This window comes from Paraburkholderia sp. CNPSo 3272 (genome assembly GCF_024206495.1).
Taxonomy (GTDB): domain Bacteria; phylum Pseudomonadota; class Gammaproteobacteria; order Burkholderiales; family Burkholderiaceae; genus Paraburkholderia.
Genome location: NZ_JAMBPQ010000039.1, coordinates 14,656 through 41,633 on the forward strand (window position 1 = coordinate 14,656; position 26,978 = coordinate 41,633).

A 26,978-nucleotide genomic window follows, 5' to 3' on the forward strand; every position below is an offset into this window, starting at 1 on the left:
GTTCAGCGTCTAAGACGACTTGCGGACCAACGCTCGGCGAAGGTCGGGAAAATGTGAACGCGTCGTCCAGAAACGCGAGGTGCGCGCCCCTCACACGTGACGTGGTTGTCGAGGGGTACCGACTGGGCATTCAAGGGCCGCACGATCCCAGCCGCCAAGATCGGCGGCAAGTTGATAGGTGCTTTCAAGGAAAGCCATAAGCGTAGCTTCGGGATCGGACGAGCGTCGAACCGCATCGTAGGGCAGCACGAATTCGCCCCGTTTCTCGTCATAGTAAGCAGCGGCCGGTGTCGGACGCCCCGCGTTGAACCCATCAGGTGTGGGATACGCATAAGAATAGAATGCAGGAAAATCGATGCCATTACCGCCCGGCCAGAAGCCCGCCGATGAAACTTCGTGGCTGTAGGCCTCCCGTGTAATCGAATCCGGTAACGCGGGTATGCCGCCGGGATGGCGCGGCGCGGGTCGGCCTGAAAAGCGGGTTGCCGCCAAGTCGAAGCTTCCCCAGAAAAGATGTACCGGGCTCGCTTTACCGATGAAACTAGTATGGAAGCGCTTGAAGACTCGATCGACCGCGACCAACGCCTGAAAGTAGCGCGTAACCGCCTCTTTGTCGTAAGGCCGCTCAGCTTGGTCTACCGCGAACTGGATAGGATCGGGCACCTCGTTCGGCTTGCCAAAGTCGTCAGGCGTGGCACCGAGTGACCTGAGCAGATCGACAAACCGCGTGTGAAAGCCGGCTACCGACATACGCTCGAGCGCAAATTGCGACCGTCGCCCGTTTGTGGCGGAACCCGTTATGACATGGTCTAGAAGGTCGAAGCAAATCTCCACGCCGCCCGGATCGTCGGGGACGAGCGATGTCGTCAGACCACGAGTATTGACATAGAACGTCGCGTGCCAGGAGTGGTTTGTCCAAGGCGTGTGCGCTAACCGGTACTTGCCTACGATCTGTGCGTACAGGTGTAACGCGGAGCATGTCTCGTGCCACGGTTCATAAGGAATCTCGGGCCAGCTTGAAGTCACAACAGTACCCTCCGATATGCTTACCGCAAACTTTAAAAAGGGTAGATCGCCGCGCCCATAAATCAAGCCGCGCGTGCGCGCAAGATTTCCTACTACACCTGCCAAATGGATAATGTCGGACCATGCACTCAGCCGATGCGACGGCGGTCGATAGTCCGCTTATTGTTATCAAGGTAACCGAGAACAAATCGGCTCAGATGCGTCCCACCGCACGGACGAGCTTTGGCGTCGTTAGGCCTTCGGGCGCCGGTCCAGACTGAGCTACGTCTGATTACTTTGGGACAGTCGAATGCCTTGGAAATCGGCTAGGCGGGGCGTCTGAACGACCCCGGAAGCGGCCATCAACTTTGCGCCTGCGCGGACGACTGTTGAGGGTCGGTCGCCGACTCTCGCCACATGCGTGGTGGAGCCTTCGCCGGATCTGACATCGCGCCGTCAGATGACCGGTCCTGGTCAACGGCGCGCAGGCGCGTGCGCGTACTGATGGGCGGCTGCCCTTTCCTGGACGCAAATGCTTCGACCGCAAAGCGAAGCGACGCTCCCCAGCAGAATTGCCCCAGATCAGCAAAAGACAGCTTACAGGTCAAATGCGCTCCGATCTACCGCTTACCGGTTCGCGTCCGGGATGGCCCGGCAGGCATGCCTAGAGAATTCGGGCAGCCTCGCAATGCAGCTGGACGCTGGAGTCGATCAGTAGTGGTAGCGACACGAAATGATGTTGATCTGCGTGCGGTCTATTTCGTAGACCAGACGATTCGTCTCATCGATCCGGCGTGACGAGAACCCCGTCAGGTTTTCCTTCAATGGCTCGGGCTTGCCAATGCCCTCAAACGGGGAGCGCTGCGTATCCTTGATGAGTTGATTGATCCGCTTTAACGTCTTTCTATCCTGCCCCTGCCAGTAGACATAGTCGTCCCATGCCTCGGCGGTCCACATGATGTTCAAGGCGCCGCTCATTCGCTGTCTTCGACCAGCTTGCGGGACTTGACCTTGCCCGACCTTGCCTGCGCGATTGAGCGCTCCAAATGGGCTACGTTGGCCGGAGAGCGCAGCAGGTGGACCGTTTCCATCAAACTGTCGTAATGCTCCTGAGACATGACGATCGCGTTGGGTGCGTCCCGCCGGGTAATGAGCGTAACGTCTACGTCATCCACTACCTGGTCAATGACGCGCTTCAGATTCGCGCGGGCGTCCGAAAAGGGAATTGTGCGCATGCATCCTCCTTCGAGGCGGATTTGTACTAAATATCGTACAAGTCTACCACGCGCCTCAATCATGTACAAGTACTTGTACGTATTCCGCTGCACGCATCGCCAGCTTCCTGCGACGAGTAAATTGGAGCGCATGAGACGCAAAATCAAGCGGCAACACCCGCCAGTTGTACCTTCCCCGGAGAAATCCGGGCACGCTGACCATCCACGCCGGAGGCGCCCCGGGCCAGCCAGAAGCAAACGACCGTGCGCCAACGCCCTCCGGCTGAGGTCATGCGCGGGGAACCGGCGGTTACGGGTTGGCCGGGGACGGGGACCGTTAGTTGCACAGCGAAACAGAAGCGTGGCCTTCGATTGTTGGCGCAACCCCTCGTCAGCACTACCATGGGCGCCTGCAATCCGAGCGTTGGGGATCAAGGGCCAGCCAGCGGAGCCGGACGCTGGCACGGCGCCGTATCCGGTCTTGCCGGGCGAGATGCCGTTAAGTCATGAAAGCGTCAACCGTGCAAGCGGCAATCGGGTCGGGCAGGATCACTTCTGCTGTTCGCCTACCGTTCGACGAGTTCGCCTGCTTTCACTCTCAACAATACCCATGAATTCCCCCTTGCCGATACTAGAACAACGTCAATTGAGCGCTACTGCCATTATCCTTGCTGCGTGCTGCGCCCACAGCCCCCGCAGCGCCGCGCGAAGGTGCATGCCCGACCTGTTCCTGTCGCGATAACGCTCCCGTACCCTGATGACACTCTCGCCCCCAGTTGGGGCTCAGGACGACAGAAGAGAACCCCACATCGGGCCCGATCTGTATGAGCTCCTCTCAAGCGCCTTGCCTGTTCCGTCTCAGAATCAGCCTTCGCGGCGCAGCCTGCGGGCTTCGCTGAAACTCCCGGTTGCCGGTAGATCGCAATTGCCGCGCGGCAATCATAGGGTGCCGCCGTCAGGGGTTAGAACGACGAGTGTCTGCACCGGGCCTGGTTCTCTGAAAGTCGAACTCTGTCCTGTCCGTGGACTTGCTGATTGGCAGGTGTCATCCCGGCGTGGTAAAAAGTCGTCCTTGCGGGCGATCGCCCCCAGGCGATGTCGTATTCTCGCGATTTCAGGTTTCAACATCGACAGGATTCAATAGATGGCAACTGGCACAGTGAAATGGTTCAATGATGCGAAAGGCTTTGGCTTCATCACCCCGGATGACGGCGGCGAAGACCTGTTCGCCCACTTTTCCGAAATCAAGACTGAAGGCTTCAAGTCGCTGCAGGAAAACCAGAAAGTAAGCTTCGATGTGAAGATGGGGCCGAAGGGCAAGCAGGCTGCAAATATCAAGCCAGTCTGACCGGAGCGTCGCATCCCGATGTATGGCCCGTTCTGCGGGCCACTTTTTCTTGCACCCTGCGCATCAATCTTTAACGAAGCGATGGGCATCCGGCACATGCGCGCCATGCTGCTTGAGCGTGAACAGTAGTTTTGTGCAGAACACGATGTCCTGGGGCGTCCTCCTCGCGACATCGATCGATTCCCCGGATGATCTGCCGAAGCGCAAGCGTTTCGCCTGTCCGGCAGGGAATTGATTCGATGCAGCATAGGCATGAAGACGCAGGACAGAGCGCGCATTTGCGGTAGAGTTGATGTCGCGCTTTCGGCCACGCTGCCCGGATCCATCATCGCCGGCAAAACAGCGGATATCCTGTGACGGAAAACGGTTGTATTCCGCGCCGGTAACAACACTGTCCGCGACGAATCGCCATCCACGACCGGAAGCACTACGATCGAAAACATGCCGGTCGCCATGGCAGACGCTTGTCGCGAGATAATTTTCTGACAATTCGCACTAACCGCGCCAGACTGCCACCTCAATGTGGTGGGCCACTGCGCCTCGCGACGCGTGCGTGTTGAACCCACTCGGTCCCGTGCATGATCACGGTGACCGGGACGCCGTCCGCCGCGTAGATTGTTTAAATCAGGCGAGGCAAGTGCCGGAAGTTCGTGGCGCTATCCTCGCTGGGTGTCGATGCGACCACCCAGTGAATCGATGCTGCGAGCCGTGCTCTCAGGGGAATCGCCATGACGACGACTGAGTCACTTCTGACGTTGGCCGAATATCTCGAACTGTCCCTGAACTCTGGCGGAAGCGTCACCATGATGCAGAAATGCAATGACGTCTGTGCCATGTACGTTGGCGATGCAAGGCAAGATCAGGATCGCCTGAGATATCACGGGGACATCGCTGCGACCCAAGCCGAAGAGATCCTTGAGCAAACCCGCGCTGGACGAAACCGGCTGGAGATCGGCGGACAGCTACACCGTTTTATCCGGAGCTTCAAACATTTTGAGGATCGTGGCGCGGTCGTGTTCGCGCCGTCGTGACACCGGAGGGACGACGATTTCGGAAACCGTAAGGTTGGCGTTTCCGGGTATGTTGTCCATTCCCAAATACTGAAAATCCTCATCAAGGACTTGTCAGGCGAAGTCCGGCGCGATCGAATATGGCCGGATGGTCGACCTGCCGGTCGACGGCGACCAGCGTCAAGAGCGGGTCGTGCAAGCCCTCACCCCATTCGTCGATGCGACGATTTGTGGTGGCAAGCGGAGTACCGCGCCCTCCTCGAAGGGAATATCCGCTTGCCGTCGGCATCGTCGACGCCCCCCGCCCTCATCGCAGCGTCAACTGGCTCAATCGCCCTTGACGCCTCAAGCGGGGCCATGAATAGTTGCCTGAATTCTTGCGGTTCGTCATTCGTTATCCTATTTATTTAACATGCGTTCACGGAGAACCAGTACTTCCTGGAGCCCGCCCCCTCACCCGGGCGTACATTTACGCATCGTCGTGCGAATGACGCATCAAATATCAACTGCGCCGCCGCGTTTATAATGATCATCTTCAGGATGTCAACGCTCGCATGGAGCCCTACTATATGAGTCAAGCCCGCGGGCGATATGCGGGATCCCGCGACAGCGGCCAACGCCAACCTCGCCACGAAAAGAAGTCTCTGCCCAACCGGCAGAGACAACCGTATGTGAAGGCGCCTGTCCAGGACGCCACACAGACGGCCTCCGTTTTCAAGACACGGTCGTTCCAGTTTCTCGTCAACGCAGTGGGCGCGGAAAATATCGCCATCGCGCTTGAGTCCACCATGACACGCGTGGCCGAACTGATGAAGGGTGAGAGGTTCACACCCGAGACCGCCTTTCATATGGAAACTACGCTCGGGTTGCCGCATGGTTTTTTTGACCAGCCCAATCCCGGGCTGGCAGCCGAGACCATCGCTCGCCTTAAATCACCACTCGACTTCATCATTCAAGCAGACGACGGACCAGACGGGGAGTCCGAAGCACTCACGCCGGTTTCTGCCCTGACCGTCGACCAGCAACTCTCTCTTAAAGACAGTTTGTCCGAGGAAGCACAAATGCCCAGGAAAGCAACCGGCGGTACGCCCAGGTCCGTCAAGACCAGTCCTGGAGAAGCGTCCGGACAGCCCAAAGCCCGGACTCCGCGAAAAGCTTCGCGTGCAAAATACAGGACGTCTACTGAAACGGCCCAGCAGCAATCGCTGGCACTGAACGATAGCGCCGACGTTGAGAACATCCGCCGCGCCAACCTTCACGTTCTCACGAGTCGCAACGGATCGAAAGCAAAACTTGGTGTGGTCATGGAGCTAAGTGGATCCAACATGGCCCACCGGCTGCATGGCAAGAAGCGCATGGACACTTTCGAAGCAAACCGGTTCACTGAGCGACTTGGTCTGCCAACTGGCTGGCTGGATACACCGCGCTCCGAAACCGAGATTCCAGCGTCGGTGTCACGTATGCTTGCGCCTGCGGCGCGCGGACGCGTATCCGCTCAACAAAGCGATTCGCTTGTGTCCGCAACGAAACATGACGAGCCAGCGAAGGCCGCCAGCGCGAAGACGCGCGCGCGGCGCGTGCGGGCGGGCGATCCGGAGGTCCCCTCAGTTGTTACGGTGGAAGTCGCAGGTGCGAAAGAGGCGATCGTTAGCAGCCCGCGACATCCTGTCAATTGCTTTCCCGACGACTTGGCCGGTCGCCTGCCTGAAGAGAGTGATGTGGGCGCCCCGGCAGCCACACCGGCAACCCCGGAGTCATTCGCCGCGTCCGCAGTACCGCAGGGAAATCCGGCAGCGCTCCCCTTCGCTTCCGTGACGAGCCTGGACAATCTTCACGGTATTGAGCCGATAGCGGAAGCCTTGATCAAGACGCTCGCAGGTAAGGCACGCACCGGTCGCCTGGACGAACTGAAAGCGCTGGAACTACTCCAGCAGGCGATCCTTCTATGAGCCTGTGGCGGCGTGGCAGGTTCCTCGAGGCCACCCGTAATATCGCCCCCGGGGAAGAGCTCCTCATCTTCTGTGTTCGACCACAGAATTCATCGACTACGCGCTTAAGATGCCTGCGAAAGCACGCGAATCAGCCAGCGAGTACACCTGTCGCTGCGGCGCCAGGTTGCCGCGGGACCATGCTTGCTCCGATCCAGGTACGCTCCGCTGAAGCTTCCCATCGCCGGGGGGCAGTGCATCAACGCGCGCAAGCCTCGGCACATCAGGCACTACGAATCGCGTCGAACGTGCCGCTGAACTACCGGTGACGGCCAACTGCCGTCATCCGGCAGCGCGCACGAACTGACACTCGAATGGCAGGTGTGCAGTAGCTAGCGGCCTGCCACTCATGGCCATACATCGCGTGCCACATGGATAACTCAACGGGCGCTCCAGCCACGGCGCGCGCAGGGCGTCTATTAGCAATACCAGTTGCCGAGGCTCATCGACTCGATTGACAATCGCGCGGGAGAAATTTCCCGTCAACGTATTCAGGACCAACTTCCCGGGCCGATATTCCCGATCACTGTTGACACGCTTTGAGTCCTGAACCGTCCCGACCCTATGAGGCGTGGCGCACATCCTTCACCCCCGTTTAGGTGCATCATTTCCGACAGTCCGCAGGTTCTTGTCGCACTGGCAGAAGGATTGAACAAGATGAAGGCAGCTCAGGAAATGTGTGCGCTCATTCTGGTTGTGTCGTCCGCGTTCGGGACGATTCCAGCGTTTGGACAATCCACCGTCGAGCCGGTTTCAACGGCGGAACAGCCAATATTCCGGCTCGGTGACAGCTGGATCTTCGGACCAACTCCACCGACGCCGGAAACGCCTGAGCAGATGTCGCATCAGAGAGTCATCGAGATCACGCCCCAGCAGACGAGAATCTCGAAGGGCCGTTTCGAAATAGATCTCAACAGTACCAGCAACATGACCCGGAACCATGATGTTGTGTTCAATCCCTCGCGAGACCTTTTGCATTTTCCGATGAAGGTCGGAGACTCATGGAGCGGGAACTACACGTACTCGTCAGGCGACACCCATTGGGTCGCGCACCGGGCTTCCGTTGACGCCACTGAGGTCGTGCACGTGGTGGCCGGCGATTTTTTCGCTTTCAGGCTGACGGACTCGGGAACCGTTCAGCGCATGCATAACGGCATGCTCATTCGTGACTACACGTTCGAAGCCACCTGCTGGTATGCGCCATCCGTCAAGCGGGTCATCAAGTGGACGAGCAAAGGATATGCGGGAGCCCAGCCTCAGTACGACAGTCAATGGGAGCTACACAGCTTCAGCTTGGCACCGGATGTGCCCGTGGCTGCTTCTGCAGCTCAACAGACAACAGGTGCTCAATGAATCGGTGGTGACTCGATGAACAGCCCGGCACGGCGAGCGCTAGCGAACCGGGAGGGAAAAAGACATGAGCGATCTCTGGAGCAAATGCCGAACGCTGCTGTATCGCCTGATGTTGCAAACGCCAGAGGGTACCCAACGAAGCCATGTTAGCCGTGTATCAACCGACCGCTAGGCGCTCAGGACCCGCCGTTCCGCAGAGACGAGGGTGAATGGCTGAGAAGGGTCGTGAAGACTCGTTCAACGTCAGCGAGATCGGATGTTCGTGGCCGCGCAGGTGTGAATGGCAGAAGACCGAGCTGAAGCTGCCGCACAAATGGCGACACCTGAACGTCGGCAATGGCCGATACCCTTTCTTCGGGCAACGGTACGGAGTGACCTGTGCTCTCCGATTCCCGCCCTTAGACCTACCACAGCTGGCGGAATAGCAACGGGGCGCATAACTCGCTAGCGTTGACACCGCCCCCACCCTCGGCCTTCTGTGCGTACGATTCCTAGCTAAGTTGTAGGCTTCCGGATCACCGACTCGCCCGACACTCACGAGACGTCGAGCTGTTCGCCACGCGAATCTTGGCACTACAGATCGACTGTCACAATCAGGCTAGCGGCACGTGAGTACGTCAAGCCGGCATGTGCGTCGCCTCAGCGTACGAAGACGCCGAAGAACAGATGGCGAGGAGAGCCCTGCTTACCGCATCATGCCGTACGCATGACTGAACGTGGATCTTCAGGGCAAGCGGTCACGAATGGCCAGCAGCAGATCGAGGTGTCTTTCAACGAGCAGCGGGATTGCCGATTCACCGCGGGTCCATCGACCGATGGTCCGGCGGTCATAGCCCGAATATTCGGCAAACGCCCCCTGCGTCCAACCGAGGCGCGCCAATGATGCAGCGGCCGATCCCTTCGGGGCGAGAGGTATCTCTACGCTTTGTGAGGGTGGCTCATTGTAGCTTTCGAAAGCAGCAGCCAAATGTGAAAGTCCCTTTGGCAAATCGGCTTTGTTCACCTCAACGATACAGGCTCGCGATTGAGGCACATGGATTGCGGTCGTTTCCCCAAGCGGCAACTACCGCGGATCCGGGTAACTCGTCTGCCTCCGTCGCCTCGCGAACTGCCGTGGCCTGCGAAACGCCCTTCTCGCGCTAGCGAAAAGATGACAGTGACCGGGCCGCGCAACAAGCGCGCACGCGCGGCCTCTATCTAATCCATCGACCGGCTGTATCCCGGATCCGTCAAGTAGGGTTTCTGATCGCGCTTACCGATGTCGCTCCCACTGAACCGTTGCCGACCGGCGAGCGTGTCGCCACCGCAAGCGCGCCACCATGGGACTTACTGGAATTGCTTCGGTTTTGACAGATGGCTGCTGACGGCATCAAGGTCGTCAATCCGGCTCTGATAGGCTTGTGCCATACACTCGACTGTGGAACAGGCGTCACGCGCCTTTTTTCGCCATTCGATTTGCTCATCCTTGAGAGCTTTCGTGTCGTCAGTCAGGCTCATATTTCGCTTGTAGGCCTGAGCAAGCTGAACATCAAGCGCGGAAAGCTGTTGCGATCCACACACCAATCGTTCGGGACCGGTTGAGACTTTCGCACAATCGAAACTCGGCGCGAAGGTGCCCGATTGAACTGGTGCTGCTGCAGTCTGCGTAGCCAGTGCCAAATTGCTGTCCGTTGAAGCGGAGACTGGCACAGCAACTGTCGATACTGTGTTAATGGCGGGGGGCGTGGCGGATGCTGCCACTGCTACAGGCTGTGCTTGCTGTTGCTGGTCCACACTGGTGGCCGGTGCAGCGGCAGCCGCCGCGGTTTGTGCAGTGCTATCTGTCCTAGTCTGTTGCGGCTCAAGGCTTGCAATGTGATTCAGATCGTCCGTAGAGATCTTACGCACGAAACCGAAGTCCTCCTGCGTGCCGTCGTGCAATGTGAGTTGCAGGTGAAACGAAGACTTGTCTTCGTTCCAAATTTCCCGGACAGTCCACACTGCCGGCTTGCCCGTCGCTGCGAGAATGACGTTGAAATTAACGGTTTTGTTGACGTCGTCGATGGCACCTACAGTAACGGGGATAAAGTCGTCACCAAACAGCAGGCGGACCTTGTGGTCCGCATACTGGATGGTCATCAAAGTATTCTCACTCTGCGCCCTCCACACGCCGGATATTTCATCGAGCATCGTCGAAGACGGAGCAGTCACCGCAATCACCTCCTTCTTCTGACTATCACAACCCGAGAGCGCAAACATACCCATGGCGAGCAAAACGCCTAACATCTTTTTAATCATGAATGTGAACCCCTTTCGTTTGGCCTAGCGGCGACGTTATTTGCTACCGCCTGCGCGCGGCAAGATAGCATGAAAGAATCGCTGTGGGTTATTGAGTTGCCCGTACCAACGTGAATACTGAATAGAGGATATCGACCGCCAGCCGCCGGTTCTTCTGGGGTACCAGCGTCGGCCTTTATAGTCTGGCAACACCCAATCCACTGGGGTAGCAGTAGGCTATATCGAAAACAAATCACTCGATTTCGCCTGCCTTGGTACACGTAGTCTGAATTTCTCCGCGCACCGAACAATACCCGCTCCAACTCGCGATCATAGTTCGATCAAAGGAAATTTGTTCTTCGCCGCTTTCTGGCCAATAGCTCACTATGTATCCGCATTGCTGACTGAGGAACATGATCACCGACTTGTAAGGGCCGGACTTCTGCGGCGTCTGTTGCAGCAACTTCGTATCTGGACACGAAGCGCTTATGGCATCGAGCTTTTGCTTCGCAAGGTCATAGGCCGCATCGGCGTCCGCGTGCTGTTCTGCCACGGCGTGAGCCCATGACAGCGCTGTGTCTCGGCCATTCTGCGAAGTCGACGATGCGTTACTTGATGGGCGCAACGTAATAGCAAAGGTGGCGGGTGCCTCACCATTGACGTCTACTGGCATCGGATCTGATCGCTGGACCGCTCGCAAGGCTGCCTCGTCCCATTGCACATTGCCGCTCGAGCGAGAGACCGACGCGGACAGCAGAGTCCCGTCGCGATTGCAGCGAACAGTAATGGTTGCGTCTGCACCATCGATCTCAGCAGACCATACTATATTCGGACGGACTCGCCGCGCCACTCGTTCGAGATAGAGCGACGAAGGAGCAACGTCCGTTCTCGGTCCGGTTGTATCAGGCGCTGACCGTGACCGGTACTCTGCATTCCCCTGCGTTGAAGACGAACCAGCATCGTTGGCCGGCACTTGTGAAGCGGCAATGGCCGGCACAGGCTCATTCAATATCGCAACCAGCCTGTCTCGCTGTGCGTTAAACCAAGTCACGAGGCATGTTTTGTCGAAGCAATTTGCATTGCGCCAGTTCCAATTCTGCCGCGCTGCCTCCGCAAATGCGCGTTTATCAGGGGCTACAGCCTTGGCCTGTGCAAACACCGTCGCTAAGTCGAGATCCAGGGCTGCCAGCTCCTCGTCGCTACAGATTAGCTTTTCCGACGGCGATCTAGCCTTCTTGCAGTCGAAGCTGGTAATAAGGGATGACTTGTCAACGACAGGCGCTTCCGGAGTCACGGCTTGGGACGAAGAATCACCTACGGAATTACTGCGAGAGTAGTTTGTCGTTTCTGACCGGGAGTAGGGCTCGTGTTCTGATCCTTTCGTCCCCACGCGAATGAGAACGGCGATCGCAATGCCAATGAACCACAACCAGCCGTAGCGCTTCTTCTTCGTAGGCGGCACCGTATTGCGGCGATCCTCCGCGGGGTCCGAATTAGCGTTCGTCGACGCTTGCGCGCTATGGCGCTCGGGTTCCGGCGGTGGTTGCTCGGGCGGCTTGTTTTGGCGTTCGTCCGAGGTTGGGCGAGGAGGCTCTTCCACTTCCGCAGTGAGCGCGGCGTCGTAACGACGTCGACTATCTTCGTCGCTAAGCACCGCGTATGCCTCGTTGAGGATCTTCATGATCCTCGTAGCATCCGGACTGCTGTTCTTGTCTGGATGATAACGCTGACTTAACGCCTTATAAGCGGCTCGAATGACCTCTGGCGGCGCGTTGCGAGATACCTTGAGATTATCGTAGTGGGTATGCGGTCGAGCCATCCTTGAATGCAACCTTTTTTGTCTGTCTCTGGTTATCGGCACACCGAGACGGTCGCTTTAATCAGAAGTCGACGATCGGAGCAATGGCCCGGTCAACTGCGAAGGCCTATTTGTGAGTCTCCAAGGAGACCCAGAGAGAAAGGTGAACTACCGCTCGGAGACGTTGCAGCGCAGCTGTACTCCAACCCAATGCTGGTGGCGCAAAGCTGCAGCGGACAGCAGCCGCCCGACAAGAAAACACCAACCCACGCCGCACCTTTGTTCCAGCGCTCGGTGCGGCGGCCCAATAAGACAGACAAGCTGGGGGCCGAGCACCTATGCCGTAGAAGCGATCTTGCCCGAGCTCAGCACGGGCCAGATCAAAGTGCTGCAAGCTCACTATCATGCCCCCGAGCGCGCCATTGCTGCGACAGAGCCAGCGAAAGTTCATCCGACGCATCCATACGTCGTCGTCTTTTAAACCTTGTGTCTACTGCGCCTGCGTGGCGGCATGCTCCTCAGCCGCCCTCTTTGCCTTTTCTTTCGCCATATGATGCCCAACTGCGCAACCTACAAGTGCGCCAGCAACTGCGTGATGGCCGGCTACGTGCCCGGCTACAGCACCGACTGCAGCCCCTTTAAGACACCCTGCTGCAACGGCTTGACCAGCGTCGAGGCTCAGTGCCAATGCTATCGCCATACAACTTGCCTTCTTCATGATTCTTTCCTTGGTTTTGTCAGGAAAACAACTCTTCCATTGCACCTTGCGCCGCACTGGACGGGCCGTAGGGAAATGCATCAGCTATCAAGCCGTTCGCAGTCGGCTAAAAAAGCGCGCGTCGAATGCCGCGCTATTCTTGACGTACGGCCTTCGAAATCGGCGAAAATTTTAGATCGTGCACATCCGGAAACGGCTTCAGCTGATCTGGCCTGCGAGCGCCACGTTATAGCGCCGCACAATGCCTGGCAGCATGAACGCATCGACCAATACCCAGATTCCAGCAACAATCAGCAGGAAAAATCCGATGCCCGCCCACGTCGTCGCCGCACCGACCAACGTCAGGGCAATCTGTGCGATGGCCGTCAGCGCCCTTCCTGTGTAGAACCTGTGTGCCCCGAGGTAGCCCAGAAAAAACCAGAACAGAAACGCGACGCCTACACTCTTCTTCTGCGCGTCGTAAAGCATCATGTTGCGCGATGTATCGTTCATATCTTCTCCCAAGAGGAAATCAATCGATTGTCACGGGCGTGCTTCTGCATCGCTTATCGATAACGGGCAACGAGTGCCTGATAGCGCACATCCTGTCGCAACGCCTCGAATTCGGGCGTTGCATCCAGTGTCGCGAATTGCCGGTAGCCGTGTTTAAACGCCTGATTCAGATGATCGATCGCGCTGTCCGCATCAGAGCGTTTCGCCGCCAGAACTGCAAGATCGTAGTCGACGAGCGGGTGCGCCGACGGCGATGCCTGGGCCTGAGACAGCAGTTTTTCGGCTTGCGCGTCTTCATCTGCCCGCAGTGCCGCCTCTGCCTGCGGCATGAGCCCCTGCGCCGTATCGTTGCTCGCAACGGGCGCCGCAGCGGCAACCTGCTTAACCTCAACAGGCCGTGCTGCTGGCGTGACGACCGATGGTCCAGCTGGGACGACCGCCTGAACGGCATGTTCCGCTGTTGCGGTGGCGACATCAGTCGTCCCTACCTGCGAGTCATCTACACGCCGGTAATACACCTTTCCGATGATCGGCACGTTCAGATACACGCGATCGGGACTCACGAAATAAAGCGATATCCCCATGCCGTAACTGGTATCGAGCACCGCCTCGTCGCCCTTGCGCTCAATGCCGTCAAGCGGGATTTTCGCGTCAACCCCCGGACTCGAGATCGCGTCCTTGCTGATCACGACATCCGGGCCGAGCGGTAACTTCACGCTGTAGACCTGCATGCGCTCCGCGCGCCAGTGCCCGAGCACCGACGCACCATCGCTCCTGGAGCAGCCCGCAGCCAGCGCGAGGGTAACCATGGCGGCGATGGCCGCCAGCCGGATCCGCGGTATCACGTCGTCGCAGCGCGATACTTGCTGACGAGCGCGGTAAAGCGCGGATCGCGGCGAATGCTGTCCAGATCCGGATCCTTGTTCATCTCGTCGAAGTACGAGAAGCCGTTGAGGAAGCTCGCCTCGAACTGCTTCAGTGCGTCGTCGGTGCGGCCCTGCTTCAGGCGCAACACGCCCAGGTTGTAGTAGACGAGCGACTGCTTCGGGTCCCGCGTCGCCGCGTCTTTGAGTTCCTTGTCGGCATCATCGAGCTTGCCTTGCGCAATGTCCGCGATGGCAACCTTGATCATCTCCTTGGTCGCCGCGTCGTTGCTGGCGGCCTCGGCACCGGCGGCGTCACCCTGTGCGAGCTTTGCGTCTCCCGACTTGCGCAGCGCGGCGATCTCGGCTGCGCTCGGCGCAATTCCGCTTGCGGCTTGCGTGGCCGGTGGCTGTGCGTCGCTTGCCGCCGCGACAACCGCTGAGGCGGGCGCGGCTGCCACTGCTGCGGGCGCAGACGCCTGCATTTGCGTTTGCGCCTGCGCTGTGCTGTCCGCGCCCTCAGCTGCCGCGCCGTGCGTCTTCTTGTAGTAAACCCCGGCTCCCCCACCTGCGAGCGCCAGCGCGACAACGCCCGCCACTGCCGCAACGATCACCGGCTTGCGTGGGCCGCGCGCGGAGACAGGCTTGATTTGCTGCTCGAGCAAGGTTCCACAACCCGGGCATTTCAGATCCTCCCCCGGCGCCCGCTCGAAAAGCTCTCCGCTGTTTGCGCGCTCGCAGTCACCGAGCGTAGGGCACTTGTAAATCGTCATGTTGGTCCTTGTGTTCTCGTTATCGTTCGGATCACCGCACTCAAGCGGGCTCGGCCGCCGGATTGGTCAAACCAACGATCTCGCGCACCAGCGGCTTCATCCGTACCAGCGCCTTGTACGCCGGGGCTTCGGTATCCTCGCCACTCTTCTCGAACTGCTCGCGAGCGAGCTTGTTAAACTGCTCAAGGAGCGCTTCCTTCTGCTCACGGTGCTTGTAGCCTGCGTCAAGACGGCGAGCGATCTCCTTCTCAATCAGCTCCTGAACTCCCGCTGCCAGGTCTCCCTCAAGCACGTCCTGCCAGACCCGACCCGCCAGTACCTTCGAGGTGGGCAGCCCGTCGCTCTCGTAGACAAACACCCATTCCGGCTCGCCCGTGGTGCGGTTTTCGCGCAGCTTGATCATCTCGAGCAGGCGCCCGATGAGCCGGTACGGCTGCCGTTTGGCCTGGTTCGCAATTTCGGTTGCGGTACGCGCATAGAGCGGCGGCAGGTTCTTCCCGTTACCGGCGCCATGCAGCAGCCAGGATTCGTTGTAGTCACCGAGCAGGCCATCGTAATGACGCTTGAGCATCGCGAGGGGCTCGATGAACCGCACCGGCATCAGCGATGCAATCTTCATGATGACGATCTCGTTCGAGAGCTTGCCCGCCGCGACGACCGTGTCGGACGCGGGGTCCTTCTGTGCCTCGAAGAGCGCAGTAAGGTTCGCGTGGAAGTCCTTCTGGCTTTCGCATTCGGGCAGGAACACGCCGACCGTCCTCGCAGTGCCGCGCGAGCCGCCTTCGTTGCCTGCCACCATGCGATCGACTTCGGTCTTGTTGTACTGAAGCATCGTCCCCGAGGTCTCGTAGAGACCCGAGACGAAATTCTTCAGGCCACTGGGATTCGCGTCATACTGCTTTTGCAGACGCTCAACGATATTGACGTGCAACACCGGTGGCAGATTCTTCGAGATCTCCGCATGCGCCGACTCAACGATGCTCGCCGACGCCTGGGTGATCGTCGAGAGGATCGCCCCGAGCGACAGGCTACGGGAAAGCTTGTCGAACGAGTCCGCGTCGGTGCCGGCGAGATCGATGATCGACTGACGCACACGCTGCGTGCGCGCGGCCTGCGCCTGCTCGTCGACGACGACAGCCTTCATCACGTTGGTGATGGCGTTGCGATCGAAGATGCGCTGCTGGTAAATCGCATCCGCTCCCTCAAGACGCGCGGCCTGTTCCTGACGCACTTTCTCGGTCGCAGCGGCGAGATTCTGATGCAACTCGTCGATGAGGCCGCGAAGCGTCGTGAGACCGTCCTTGACAAACGGCAGCAGGCTGCTCGCAAAACGCCGCCCCTCGTGGAGTGTGCGCAGCGTGTACAGATCCTGATGCTGGTTCGCGATGTCCGCGAACAACGAGCTGCGCTTGTCGGTCAAATGCTGGCCAAAGAAGCCGACCTTGTTGAACTGCGTCGTCAGTTCGGCGATGCGTTGCAGGATCGCCTGCTCGGCTGCGGGCGCCTTTGCGATTTCTTCGTTGAACACGGCGAGGCGCTCGTCCAGCACCGCGAGCTGTGCATCCACGAACTGGCGCAGCTGGATAAGCGAATGCGTGCCCACCTTCCACTGGCTGAACAGTTCCTTCTCGATCACTGAGCAGATGTGGCGCGCCATTTCGGGACGCGCGTTGCCCTTGATCTCATAGAACTTGCGCACGCCACCCATGGTGCGGTATGTCTCGTCGAAAACCTTCGCGAGACGCGTATTGAGCGCGTGCGTCCAGTTGGTCTGTTCGAGCGTCTGGTCGGCCTGGATCTCCGGTGTGAGGCGGCTCACGATCTGCTTCCAGTACTCGCGCGCCGGCTTCCACATCGCGTTCTTCGCATCGTCTTCCAGGATGCCGGTCTCGAGCATCAGATGCGCGTCGCTTAGCAGCAGCTGGCGTGTGACTTCGGGTTTGCGCACCTCGGAGCCCCAGTCCTTCTGCAGGGGCTCGTCGGCATAGCCTTCGCCTTGGCGAAAGTTGTTGAACATCAGCTGGCGCGTGGCCTGTTCCGCGAAACCGTAGGCCAGAAACTCCTTGATTTCCTGCTCCGGCACCACGATGCGCTCGACGCCGAATGACAGAAACAGCTTCGCGCGTGCCTTGCCGATATCCGCTTCGCTTTCGAAGTTCTTGATATCGTTCTCGCCCTTCTCCGCGCGGCCGAGCCCTTCCCACTGCTTGTTGAGTGTCTTCTGGTAGATGAATTCAGCGACAACACGTGGAATTTCGGTGTCGACGTCGAACTGCAGGTTGTGCTCGTTGAGATTGCTCACGAGATAGCAGCCGTTGAAGTATACGTCGTGCTCCATCGGAGCGCCGTCGAGCACATTCGCGGGATGATACTGGCCGACCGCAATCGCGTTGAGCTCGGCGAGCGCCGCATAGCCATTCGCGTAGTAATTCGAAAAGCCCGCCACGTCACGCACGCGCTTCGAGTCCTTCTCCGGCAGCAGCGCGTAGATGAGGATACGGTGAAGATCCGGATTGGGATACTTGTTGCGGATAAGCGCGACAGCGTCCACGACCGAGCCGCTACCCGTGCCGCCCGCGAGGCCGCAGACGACGTGAATCGTCACGCCCGTGCGGCCCGGTCCGCTTTCGAGCAGGCGCATGCGGTCCTCGACCGCCTTCACGAACTGTGGGGCATTCTGTGCGAACACGAGACGACCGAGCTTGCGGCGCTGCGCGGCGCCGGCGATTCCCGGCTTGACAAAGCCGAAGATGCTACGTGGCTCGATCCAGTCGCGCAGGCCCGGAAAGGAATCCGGATCGTCGAGCACAGGACGTACGCTGCCCGCAGTGTTGACGATGTACTGGCTGCGCGCGAGATCGATGTCTTTGCCGAGCACCTTCCATTCGTCGTGCTTGTCGAGCTCGTCGGTCGACGTATCGACGTAGAGGTACTCGAAGCACGCATCCGAAGGGCTGTTGCCCTGCGCATCGCGATTGCGTTCGATGGTCTTGCGCAGGTTCCGGATGATTTTTCCGCCCGAGCCGCCAAGGCCGATGATCAGATGGTTGTGTTCCATGGTCGAAGCTGTCCGTTCAGAGGTCCATGACGACGTGCGTCACTCGTGGGCGAGATTGATCTTCAGGTAAAGGTTCGCAGCTTCGGGCTTGGTCGCCTGCTTGACAACGTAGGATGCGACCTGGCCACCTGCGACAGGCGAGGCGTCGTCGCTAAAGACGATTCCCTTGGCCGCAAACTCCTGAGTATCGTTCGCCGCTACCTTCGCGCCGCAGCCCGTATTCGCATCGGGCGCAAAGGCGATGCCCTTCGCGGCGTAACCTGTGCCAGCGTCCGCAAGACTCAGCGCCGCCGCACCGCTCGCCCCGGTGTCCGCCGCGGCCGTCGCTGCTACAGGCGCTGCTGCGCACGAACCCGCGTCAGACGCAGTCTGCGTCCGGGGCGTCGAGACGAGATCCGGCGCGGCGTGGCGCAGGCGCCGCGTGACATCACCGTGTTCGCGCTCGGGCGTGAGATAGACCATCAGCTTTTCCATGCCCGGATTGCTGTCAAAAACGAATGAGCCCTTCGCCGGGAAGAACACCACCCCCATCGCGTCGACGAAATTGTCCTGTGACGCCTGCGGGTAGATCTGCGTTACGGTGCCGTCCGGTGCTTCATTGAGAATGTAGACGTACGAAGGCCGGTTGACCTTCACACCGAGCTGGAAGTGCTCGCCGCTCTTGAACACGCGGCGCGCCAGAACGTCTTGCGTGGTGCCGTCGTTTTCCTTGAGGCGAATGAAGTAGCTTGCGCCGATCCGGGCGACCTTCTTCTTTTGCGAGACCTTCTCGACCTTGCCAGCGCCGGCCGTTTGCTGGACGCCGTCGGTCACTGGCGCAGACGCCGCCGCGAAGGCGGTCGGCGATGCGCCGGTGCCCACGGCAACTACGGCGTTGTCTTGTGCGAAGAACAGCGATTTCGCCGTGAATTCGTCTTCCGCGAAGGCGTGGGATGCAAGCACGGCCAGCGAAAGCGCGACGAGGGGATACCGCATGTCGATTCTCCTATGGACTAACGTCTGCGACCCGAACCCGGCCGCTTACTGATAAAGATCGTTCTGCTGATCGGGAATGGTCGAGTACTGGCGCGGCGTTTGATGCTTCCCGCCGTTAAGCGCTGTTTGCGACGTGAAGGTCTGCGCGTCGCGGAACGCGGGGCCGAGTTGTCCCTTGTAGTGCGCAAGGTATGCGAACAGCGACTGGGTGAAGAACGATCCCGTGAGGGTCTGGTCGGGCGCGAGCGGACTCGTGAAGTGGCCTGACTTCGGGCCGAGCGATTCCTCGTCCGGGCTCGTCGCAGTAATGATGTTGTAGCCACTGCGACTGCGATCGATCGTCGTTCTGACCGTGCCACCTTGCGCTGCACCGTTGCCCGCATCGTCGGCGAAGTGGATCCCCTTCGCGGCATAGGCCTCGCCCGTCCATGCAGCCAGCGAAATTCCCTCGTGCTCGCTTTTGCCGCCGTTGGCACGCAGAATGTAAGCCGTGCTGTCATCGGCGATATCGTCGAGCATGTCGCCGCTATAGCAGGTGTCGATCACAACGCGCATCGTGTGGCTAGGCTTGCGTGCGAGATTCTGAACCAGCGTATCGGGCACCGAATGCGCCTGGAAATGCAGCAGGACTTCGGTGCGGTCGTTCGAGCGGACCGTGCTCTGGTCGCCCGAGTCGTAGGTCATGATTGACATCTTGCGCAGATCCCGACCGCCCGGTGTCGGTACCGGCGCGTTGCCGTGACTCGATATGTAGATAAAAACGTCATCGTTCGGCCCAATTTCCTGGTCGAGCTTCGCAATCGCAGCCGTGATGTTGGCTTGGGTCGCGCGTTCGTTGAGCAGCGCCGTGACCTGATAACCAGCCTGTCGCAGGTAGCCCTGGACGACGACGGCATCGTCAGCGCCCAGGATGTCTGGCAGGTGGTACGGATCCGCAAAATGATTAATACCGACGACAAGCGCCCGCCGCACGGGCGTTGCCGACGCGTGCTTCTGCGCCCGCGTGTAGTCCGCGAGTGCCTGACCGGCGGCGGCCTCCCAGCGCTTGTGATCAATCCGTTCCGGATAGATTGGCGAAGTCGACTTCAGCCCCACGATGGACTGTGTAATAAGGAATGCGGTGTCGACTTCGTCTTCGTTGCGATATTCGCCGGCGAGCTGGATTCGGCCGGTGCTATCACGCACTACCGTTGCTCCCGCAAGGCCATGTTCGCGAAACTTGACCTTGATCCGATTGACGAGTGACGGCGGAACATCGTAGCTCTTATAGGCGTTCTGGAAACCCGGCAGGCTACTGGCTGCGCAGGCTGAAAGCAGCAGCGATCCGCCCAGGACCATCAGGCGCACTAGAAACGTTTTCATTGGTTGACACGTAGCAAGGCAGTCGGATGCGCGCCACCGACCCCGATGGCGCGCGCATCACCCCGTCCACAGGCGAACGCAAAACAGCGTGCAGGAACCGCGACGCTTATTCGGTGACGGTAAATTTCTGGGACGCGACGACGGGCGCTTTTTCGCCTGCGGCCACGCTGAATTGCACACGGTACACGCTGCCGGCCTTGGCATCGGGCGGAACAGGAATTCGCACAACATCCGTCTGCTCGCCCGGCTCGAACGTGTGGTTCTCCGAAGTCTGGCCAGGGAACTTCACTTCCGTCTCCTTGCCATCGTCACCCACCACGAACAGCTTTCGCTCCACGGTAACGGGTGTCTCGGCGCCGTCCGGCGTCATGATGATAAACGCGCTGTCGACTTCGGCCTGACCGGCGGCTTTGACCGGTCCGGCAACATTCACGGACTCAACACGCGTCACGATGCCCTGGCTGGGGCGATAGTGAATCTGCTTCTTGACGTTGTCGTAGTCCTTGGTACGCTGGATATTCGACTCTGGCATCCAGGAGGGATTCTTTTTGTAGCAGGTATCGATCGCCGTGTAGTAAGCGGTGGCGAATCCCGCAATACCACCAGCCACCCCACCGGCCACCGCGCCAATCAAGGCGGCTTTACCGGCATCCTGATTCTTGTGCGTCACAAGCATTGCAGTCAGCCCGGTGATCGCACCGATCCCCGCACCCTTCGCCGTCGTCATAACCTGTTCTTTCTTGACGCACGAATTCAGCTCGTCGTTGGCTGATTCCTGCGCCTGAGCAACCCCGCTCGTGAACAGAACTGCCATCGCAACAGCAATATATGCCTTGCCGGTCGTATTCTCTTTTCTCATTTTTCTCTCGTTAACTTCATGGCTTGATAGAGACAGATTACCTGCTCCGCGCAGAGCCCCATTGCGCATTTATCAATGCCGCGCACCGTGAATTACTCCGATAGCGCGATTCTTATGCTTGTGATTGTCGGCAGAATCCGGCGGAACTTTAGCACTCCGGATGCGTCATTGTGAATGATCTCAACGATATTCAATCTATGCGTTTTGCAACCCACCTGATACGCCGAATAAAAACCCTACGGCAAACGTTTTACATCCCCCATTCCTGCGAACAATGTAAATATCGACCCCTCGAATTTGCTCCCCTGCCATCTATTGAAAAACTGTCCGCGCCGTCACACTTTCCTGAGCAGGTTAACGCGCGGCACCTCCGACGCCCCGTATCGGCAAAGAGAATCCCTCGCTCCATTGGGACGACTCCACACGGTCAGAATCATGTGCTGATGCAGTGATGAGGCGTGACGGCAACGACCTTCGATGTCGCCGGCACATAGCGCAAGACCGGATTCCCACGCGACGCCGTTCGTTGCACATACACCAATCGCAGTGACTTCACCGCCCTGTCAGCCAGCTTCCCACATCCCCCGGAGTCGTGAACCTTCCACTCACGGCTGCGCATCAAGGCGTAGCGCTGCCCGTCCCATACCGATATAACTTTTATAACACATCTATCCAGCCTTTTGGCAAGAAACCGGCAGAGAACTTGAACCCCATCCGGCGCTCACGCGGCGGATGTCGGCTCTTCGCGCGCTCGGCTGACATATGCCAGAGCCGCTCGCAGCCCGCGCCTGACTGATCGATTGCGTGTTTTGACGAAGCCCAATTGATCGGCAAAGTTTGATGCCTGCAAAGGACGGCATTCAACCTGACAGGCGCGCAGCGGTTTCGCTGCACCCCGGAAATGCATCTCCCCTGAAACGCATCGACACGTTTACATGCGACGACCCAGATCGGGATACCAGCGCGTATCCACCGGATCGCCTGCTCGACAGACATTCCCTGCCAACGTACCTATGCAGACGCCTTGCAAGCCAATTGTTCGGATGTTATAGTTTTTGTAACGAACGCAGGACCTGAGGGAAATTGTTGGAATGCTGCACACGATCCGGTATGTCGCGCATGAAGGCTCGCGTCCAACTAACATTCCGCTTTAAAGCACATGAAAAAACTATGCAAGGCGGCAGTCGTTGCCGCACTGATGCCATCCATCTTCGCCGCGAGCCTACCCGCCGCGACTGCGGCGCAGACTGTCGACATCCAGAGGATTCGACAAACTGTCACGCGCCAAGCGCGTGCCAATCACCTTGCAGTCAACTGGAAAGGTGGCCAGAGCGTGACAGGAGATGTGGCCGGTATTGGTCAGGTCACCGCGCTGTCGTTCGGAGTCGAGCCGACTGATGGCGGAAACTGGTGGTCTGACTCTGTCCAGGTATTCTGGGCAAACGGTCACTCCGACCAGGTTGGCACCAAGGGCGTTCAGCAGATGGTCATCAAGGACAACCTGCTTTACGTCAGGAGTCTTGAACAGGGCGACAACGATCCCGGCTGTTGCCCCACCACGATTCAATTGACTGCCTATCGCATCCAGAGCGGGAAACTGGTTGCCGTGAGCAGCAAGGTCGTCGGACACCAGAGTTCCTGAACGCGGTGAGCGTGCCACGAGCTGCCTACGTGAGGCAACGTACACGTGACTACTGAGGCGACGCGGCGACGATTGGAGCTTCGTGAGGATACCAGCAGATCAGATGCGTGATTTGCCCCCCACCGGGAGCACCGCGAGGATTCCCTTCACGACATACAGCATGATGAGGGCACCGGACAGATCGCCCGCAAACATCATGAAGAAGCTTTCGACGAGGTTGTGCGTATTTCCTTCCAGCGCGAACCAGATGTGATGCAGCAACGGGTTCGCAACTGAATACGCAATTGCCAGTACGAGCAATCGCTTTGGCGTGAGATTGAGCAGCATGGAATGCAGCCCATACCACTCCCTCGCAAGGCGATATGTCGCATAGGGCGCGACCGTGGCAATGATTCCTCCTGCAAACGACCGAACCGGGTCGTGCGGAAAGAAGTAAAAGAAGTCGACGAGCCAGCTTGCTATCAGCAAGCCGATTGCGCCATCGCCGCCCAGAAGCAGCGTACCCAGCAGTCTGACGCCCGACGGCAGATAGACCCAGTTCACGCCCCGGACGAATTCCGTGTGTGTGAAAATTTCCTGATTGATCCAGAGCGACAGAACGAACACGGCAGCGGTACCCGCCACCGAAACGCAATGCAACCGTAAGCTAGACATGGAGATAAAATACTGGTGCCCGTTTATACCGGGATAATATTACGGTTTGTCTTGCGCGCTGCCCTGCACGACGCTTTCTCTGGAGCGATGGTAATGACACGCCCTGCTGATATCTATCTTCGCTTTCTTCAACTCACCGAGGCACTACGGGGTCTACCTTCCCTTCCCGCACTCGATCCACTTGAAGAGAAGATACTCGAGTTTGTTGCCCGCATGAGGCAAAAAAACGAACGGCTTTCCGTTCGGGACATGATGGGCCACAGCGAGCTTGGGTCGCCGGCGACATTACACGCCCGCATCACATCGATGCGTGAAAAGGGCTGGCTCGTACTCAACGAGACCGAAGACGCTCGCCGCAAACAGATCGAGCTGACACCGGCGGCGCTCCGACACTTTGACAAGCTTGCCGAGGCGTTTGCGAAAGCCGCGAAGGGAAGCTGATGCAAGCGCAACTCTGGCAAAGAAACAGCAAGTACCGGCATTTCTCCAACCCATTCCCCGATGCTCGTTGCAGTGCACTGCCCAGGCGAAAGACTGCCTCGGCGGTAATCGGGGCGGACGCTACCACAGTAACCTTACAATTTGGGCCAGGCGTCGATATATTCGATGGTCTGGGCGAGTTTCAGGGCGGGGATTCTGGCAATTTCAGCTTTCCCGAACCAAATGATAAAGGTGTCCGGGTCTGCCTGACTACGTTGCACCTTGACCTTTCTTCCAGCCTTGTGTGTCTTGCCAACGTTGAACCCGATGTACTGGCTCTCAACCTCGACAAGCAGCTTTGCCGGACGCAGCGGCTCGCCGCTCATATTCTTTCCCCTGGATGCCGCCGGATAAGGTACTTCGCTGCAACGGGGAGCGCGCTACACACGCGACACAAGGTACGGGTGATCTTCCTGACAGCGAACGTTCGCAAGCGCGCTATTCTTTGTCGATAGAGTCAGCCCATTGCATCGCCTCGGATATGGAAGCGACGCGAGTCGTAACCCCGATTTTGAGTCCGCCCGACCCGGCTTACCCGATCAAGGCCAATCCCTGTTAGAACGTCTCACCGTGCCTGAAAACAGCCCTTCCCTGCGCACAAGGTAATTCGTCATCCGAATTAATTAGAGAAAAAAGAACCCACGATCCGTAGCGGACTGTGGGCTCGCAAACACACGCCAAAAGCTCAGGTTTTCAAAACCGTCATAACTTTTGGAACGGTAAACATACCGGGTTTCTGATGCCATGGCAATTTGCCTGTGGTTTAAAACAACACCCGGGATAAAGCTTAGGACAGGTCTATTCCACTGGTCATAAAAAGGGCTCCGCACTGTATCGCGACCTGATGAACTGGCGGCAATTTCATCGGGCTGCAGCAAGAATGTGGACCCAGATGTTTCGCCATCGACGTAAGGTCAACACCTGCCATAGCGGACCGATTACATTGATGTGTCGTCACTCAATGCAAGCCGGCGATCGTTGGAACCTCGTCACCGAACTGGAGCTTCTGGGGAGGCCGTCAGTCAGGCGCCCATACAGAGACTGCCAGTCGACGGCGAGCATCGGGATTGTCCTGTCGTTGCGGGACCAGTACGCAAGGAACCGAGCCCAACCCTCCAGGAAAAAGCCCGCGCCAGGACTGAGCAGGCACGGTGGCCTCGCCACAAGAGGAACCCTGGCTGCGGGAAATATTGAACGCAGCGTTTCAAGTTCGTCAGATACTTCGTCGGCCGACTCCGACCTGTTTGCTCCCCTGGATAGATGATTTCGCAAAACTTGCGCGACACAGGGCGTACTGAGCTCGATGTATGACGCTCGCACTCCACCCAGATCTGTTAACAGGTTAGACGACGCAGTCGCCGCCTCCGTCATCCTGACTAGCACGGGAAGCCTGGCATAGGAGGGCAGCGCAACCAGATCAGTCTCTTCGCGTTGGAGCGCGTCCCGAAACGTCGGGTAGGATAGAAGCCATGAGCTGACGGGGCTGGCGCCCTGACGCGAAACCGGGCTCCCGTCCGGAGGACCCGGGTGGAACGTATGCATGTTGGCCTCCATTTGTTATAAAAATGATAACGAATAGCTGCCGCGAGCGCAAGAACTCGTCAGGCAGACCGAGCAGCGGCCCCTTGCCTGTCAGCGTGATGTGTAACTGCAGAAGCCCCTTAAAGAAGAGAGCCCGCACAGCACGGACGCACTGAAGACCCCGCGTCAGGCGCGTCGTTTGGCAGACGGGCCGGCACGGGAGCGATCGGAAGAAATTGCCACGTTACGAAGCTGGCTTGCATACGGTTTCGATCTGCTTTCGTTTTTCGGAGTTCTGACTGCGTCCGTAGTAATACGCGCGCGGTTGGGGCAGAATGCACCGTGGCGCAGGATCAGCCGCGACGCATCAGCAGGAAATGAGAAAATCCGGGGATAGCAGTTGAAAAATGGAAGACCAGCCGCAGTTTTTGGCGGCATTGCAGTTGCGCTGGCGTCCCAGCACGCCTTTGCGCAGAGTTCAGTAACGTTGGGCGGCATGACCGACATCAGCATGCGCTACCTGACGAACGACGATGCACAGAACAACGGCAGATTGTTCATGGCAAACGGCGCGGTCATCAATAGCCATTTCGGACTGCATGGAGCGGAAGACCTTGGTAATGGCCTGAAGGCAGTCTTCGACGTTGAGAACAATTTCAATCCGCGCGACGGCAGCCTCGGCGACAACGGGCGGCTGTTCGACAGCCAGGCTTATGTGGGCCTTGCAGGCCAGTATGGCACGTTGACATTCGGTCGCCAGAACACGCCACTGTTCGACAAGCTCATCAGCACCTATGACCCGCTGACATACGCGAACTATCCCGAGAATTCGTGGTTGCCGTATGCGCTGGGCGCAGGACTGGCCGCAGACAACGCGATGAAGTACAGCGGGCAGTTCGGCGACATGTACGTTGGCGCGTTTTATTCGTTCGGCGGCAACTACGAGTCAACCGGCGCAAGCGGCTTCTCAGGCCAGATGCCTGGTCATCCCGGGGCGGGCACGATGTACGCCCTGCTTGCGTCGTATTCGAAGGGATCGCTCAGCCTGGCTGCAGGTATGCAGCAGGTGAGCGACAACGCGAACGAAAAGCAGACGCTCTTTCATGCGAACATGGCCTACTCGTCCGGGCAGACCACGGTCTATGCCGGCTATTTGCGTTCGCGTGACAACACGGGGCTTGTCGATACGCTACTTGCCGAACAACCCGTTCCCGATGTCGGCCAGATGGAGAACACGAATCGCACGGATGACGGTCCCTACGCCGGCGTGTCGTGGAAAGCGAACGGTCCGCTCTCCCTGTCGGGTGCGTTCTACTTCGATCACATGCGCAATGCAACGACGGGCGTCGATACAGCTGGCAGCGGCAACCGCTACACGGTCGTCGCGCTCGCAGAATACTCATTCTCGAAGCGCACCGAAGTCTACGGAACGGTCGATTTCAACAAGGTCAACGGGGCGGCAGGAGTCGAATTGCCAGGTCGCAGCAACCAGACGGGTGTTGCTATCGGACTGCGAAACTTTTTCTGAACATCGGCCTGACTTGTTGTGGTGCCAACCATGGCGATCAACAGGCGTATGATTTATGTACTATTGAAAACACCGTCCGTG

General features: G+C 58.6%; 24 protein-coding genes. 7 read left to right on the forward strand and 17 right to left on the reverse strand.

Annotation, left to right across the window (positions count from 1 at the left end; translation table 11 throughout):
- Positions 1-90: 90 nt before the first annotated feature.
- From M3I53_RS30805 to M3I53_RS30815, 3 genes are all read right to left on the reverse strand, one after another.
- Positions 91-1,026, reverse strand: a complete 936-nt coding sequence (locus tag M3I53_RS30805; protein WP_254319603.1) for a DUF5996 family protein — start codon at positions 1,024-1,026, stop codon at positions 91-93.
- Positions 1,027-1,716: 690 nt separating this feature from the next.
- On the reverse strand, positions 1,717-1,983 hold the full coding sequence (locus tag M3I53_RS30810; protein WP_302057901.1) for a Txe/YoeB family addiction module toxin: 267 nt from the start codon (positions 1,981-1,983) through the stop codon (positions 1,717-1,719).
- Entirely contained in the window at positions 1,980-2,240 is a 261-nt protein-coding gene (locus tag M3I53_RS30815; RefSeq protein WP_069262059.1) for a type II toxin-antitoxin system Phd/YefM family antitoxin, read from the reverse strand. The genes M3I53_RS30810 and M3I53_RS30815 overlap by 4 nt, the downstream gene beginning before the upstream one ends.
- A gap of 1,123 nt (positions 2,241-3,363) precedes the next feature.
- Here M3I53_RS30815 and M3I53_RS30820 point away from each other — a divergent pair.
- Positions 3,364-3,567 (forward strand): cold-shock protein, encoded by a 204-nt coding sequence (locus M3I53_RS30820; RefSeq protein ID WP_012406518.1) that lies wholly within the window; start codon positions 3,364-3,366, stop codon positions 3,565-3,567.
- A 63-nt stretch (positions 3,568-3,630) separates the two neighbouring features.
- Here the strand turns inward: M3I53_RS30820 and M3I53_RS30825 are convergent, their stop codons facing one another.
- Positions 3,631-4,056, reverse strand: a complete 426-nt coding sequence (locus tag M3I53_RS30825; RefSeq protein WP_254319604.1) for a hypothetical protein — start codon at positions 4,054-4,056, stop codon at positions 3,631-3,633.
- Positions 4,057-4,295: 239 nt separating this feature from the next.
- On the opposite strand from M3I53_RS30825, the gene M3I53_RS30830 reads away from it, so the two are divergent.
- The 3 genes from M3I53_RS30830 to M3I53_RS30840 all read left to right on the forward strand — a co-directional run bounded on the left by M3I53_RS30830 (position 4,296) and on the right by M3I53_RS30840 (position 7,918).
- The gene (locus M3I53_RS30830) at positions 4,296-4,598 is read left to right on the forward strand and encodes a hypothetical protein (RefSeq protein ID WP_254319605.1); all 303 of its coding nucleotides are present in this window, start codon (positions 4,296-4,298) and stop codon (positions 4,596-4,598) included.
- 548 nt (positions 4,599-5,146) lie between these two features.
- Positions 5,147-6,526: a hypothetical protein gene (locus M3I53_RS30835; protein WP_254319606.1), complete on the forward strand. Its 1,380-nt coding sequence runs from the start codon at positions 5,147-5,149 to the stop codon at positions 6,524-6,526.
- Positions 6,527-7,222: 696 nt separating this feature from the next.
- Positions 7,223-7,918: a hypothetical protein gene (locus tag M3I53_RS30840; RefSeq protein ID WP_254319607.1), complete on the forward strand. Its 696-nt coding sequence runs from the start codon at positions 7,223-7,225 to the stop codon at positions 7,916-7,918.
- A 724-nt stretch (positions 7,919-8,642) separates the two neighbouring features.
- Here the strand turns inward: M3I53_RS30840 and M3I53_RS38505 are convergent.
- From M3I53_RS38505 to M3I53_RS30900, 11 genes are all read right to left on the reverse strand, one after another.
- A complete protein-coding gene (locus tag M3I53_RS38505) occupies positions 8,643-8,921 on the reverse strand; it encodes a helix-turn-helix domain-containing protein (protein ID WP_254319608.1) in 279 nt (92 codons plus the stop codon).
- Positions 8,922-9,244: 323 nt separating this feature from the next.
- The gene (locus tag M3I53_RS30850) at positions 9,245-10,195 is read right to left on the reverse strand and encodes a lysozyme inhibitor LprI family protein (RefSeq protein WP_254319609.1); all 951 of its coding nucleotides are present in this window, start codon (positions 10,193-10,195) and stop codon (positions 9,245-9,247) included.
- Between the two features lie 232 nt (positions 10,196-10,427).
- Positions 10,428-11,993 carry a TonB family protein gene (locus tag M3I53_RS38510; RefSeq protein WP_309249557.1) on the reverse strand — a complete coding sequence of 522 codons (1,566 nt, stop codon included), beginning with the start codon at positions 11,991-11,993 and terminating at the stop codon, positions 10,428-10,430.
- A gap of 469 nt (positions 11,994-12,462) precedes the next feature.
- The gene (locus M3I53_RS30865; protein WP_254319610.1) at positions 12,463-12,690 is read right to left on the reverse strand and encodes a hypothetical protein; all 228 of its coding nucleotides are present in this window, start codon (positions 12,688-12,690) and stop codon (positions 12,463-12,465) included.
- 198 nt (positions 12,691-12,888) lie between these two features.
- Positions 12,889-13,182: a TM2 domain-containing protein gene (locus M3I53_RS30870; protein ID WP_254319611.1), complete on the reverse strand. Its 294-nt coding sequence runs from the start codon at positions 13,180-13,182 to the stop codon at positions 12,889-12,891.
- 53 nt (positions 13,183-13,235) lie between these two features.
- On the reverse strand, positions 13,236-13,991 hold the full coding sequence (locus M3I53_RS30875; RefSeq protein ID WP_254319612.1) for a TPR end-of-group domain-containing protein: 756 nt from the start codon (positions 13,989-13,991) through the stop codon (positions 13,236-13,238).
- Between the two features lie 32 nt (positions 13,992-14,023).
- A complete protein-coding gene (locus M3I53_RS30880; protein WP_254319613.1) occupies positions 14,024-14,818 on the reverse strand; it encodes a M48 family metallopeptidase in 795 nt (264 codons plus the stop codon).
- A gap of 40 nt (positions 14,819-14,858) precedes the next feature.
- Positions 14,859-17,876, reverse strand: a complete 3,018-nt coding sequence (locus M3I53_RS30885; protein WP_254319614.1) for a tubulin-like doman-containing protein — start codon at positions 17,874-17,876, stop codon at positions 14,859-14,861.
- Between the two features lie 39 nt (positions 17,877-17,915).
- Positions 17,916-18,851: a DUF4384 domain-containing protein gene (locus M3I53_RS30890; RefSeq protein WP_254319615.1), complete on the reverse strand. Its 936-nt coding sequence runs from the start codon at positions 18,849-18,851 to the stop codon at positions 17,916-17,918.
- Positions 18,852-18,896: 45 nt separating this feature from the next.
- Complete coding sequence (locus tag M3I53_RS30895; protein WP_254319616.1) at positions 18,897-20,213, reverse strand: caspase family protein; 1,317 nt, start codon at positions 20,211-20,213, stop codon at positions 18,897-18,899.
- 106 nt (positions 20,214-20,319) lie between these two features.
- Complete coding sequence (locus tag M3I53_RS30900; protein WP_254319617.1) at positions 20,320-21,072, reverse strand: hypothetical protein; 753 nt, start codon at positions 21,070-21,072, stop codon at positions 20,320-20,322.
- Positions 21,073-22,231: 1,159 nt separating this feature from the next.
- Between M3I53_RS30900 and M3I53_RS30905 the strand changes: the two genes are divergently transcribed.
- Positions 22,232-22,714 carry a hypothetical protein gene (locus M3I53_RS30905; RefSeq protein WP_254319618.1) on the forward strand — a complete coding sequence of 161 codons (483 nt, stop codon included), beginning with the start codon at positions 22,232-22,234 and terminating at the stop codon, positions 22,712-22,714.
- A gap of 99 nt (positions 22,715-22,813) precedes the next feature.
- Here M3I53_RS30905 and M3I53_RS30910 read toward each other — a convergent pair whose 3' ends face one another.
- A complete protein-coding gene (locus M3I53_RS30910) occupies positions 22,814-23,368 on the reverse strand; it encodes a hypothetical protein (protein WP_254319619.1) in 555 nt (184 codons plus the stop codon).
- 93 nt (positions 23,369-23,461) lie between these two features.
- Here M3I53_RS30910 and M3I53_RS30915 point away from each other — a divergent pair, with 93 nt between their 5' ends.
- Positions 23,462-23,809, forward strand: coding sequence for a winged helix-turn-helix domain-containing protein (locus M3I53_RS30915; protein ID WP_254319620.1), 348 nt, complete (start codon positions 23,462-23,464; stop codon positions 23,807-23,809).
- Positions 23,810-23,943: 134 nt separating this feature from the next.
- On the opposite strand, the gene M3I53_RS30920 is transcribed toward M3I53_RS30915, so the two are convergent.
- Positions 23,944-24,174, reverse strand: coding sequence for a hypothetical protein (locus M3I53_RS30920; protein WP_254319621.1), 231 nt, complete (start codon positions 24,172-24,174; stop codon positions 23,944-23,946).
- Positions 24,175-25,769: 1,595 nt separating this feature from the next.
- Between M3I53_RS30920 and M3I53_RS30925 the strand changes: the two genes are divergently transcribed.
- Positions 25,770-26,897, forward strand: coding sequence for a porin (locus tag M3I53_RS30925; RefSeq protein WP_375542607.1), 1,128 nt, complete (start codon positions 25,770-25,772; stop codon positions 26,895-26,897).
- The last annotated feature ends 81 nt before the right edge of the window (positions 26,898-26,978 follow it).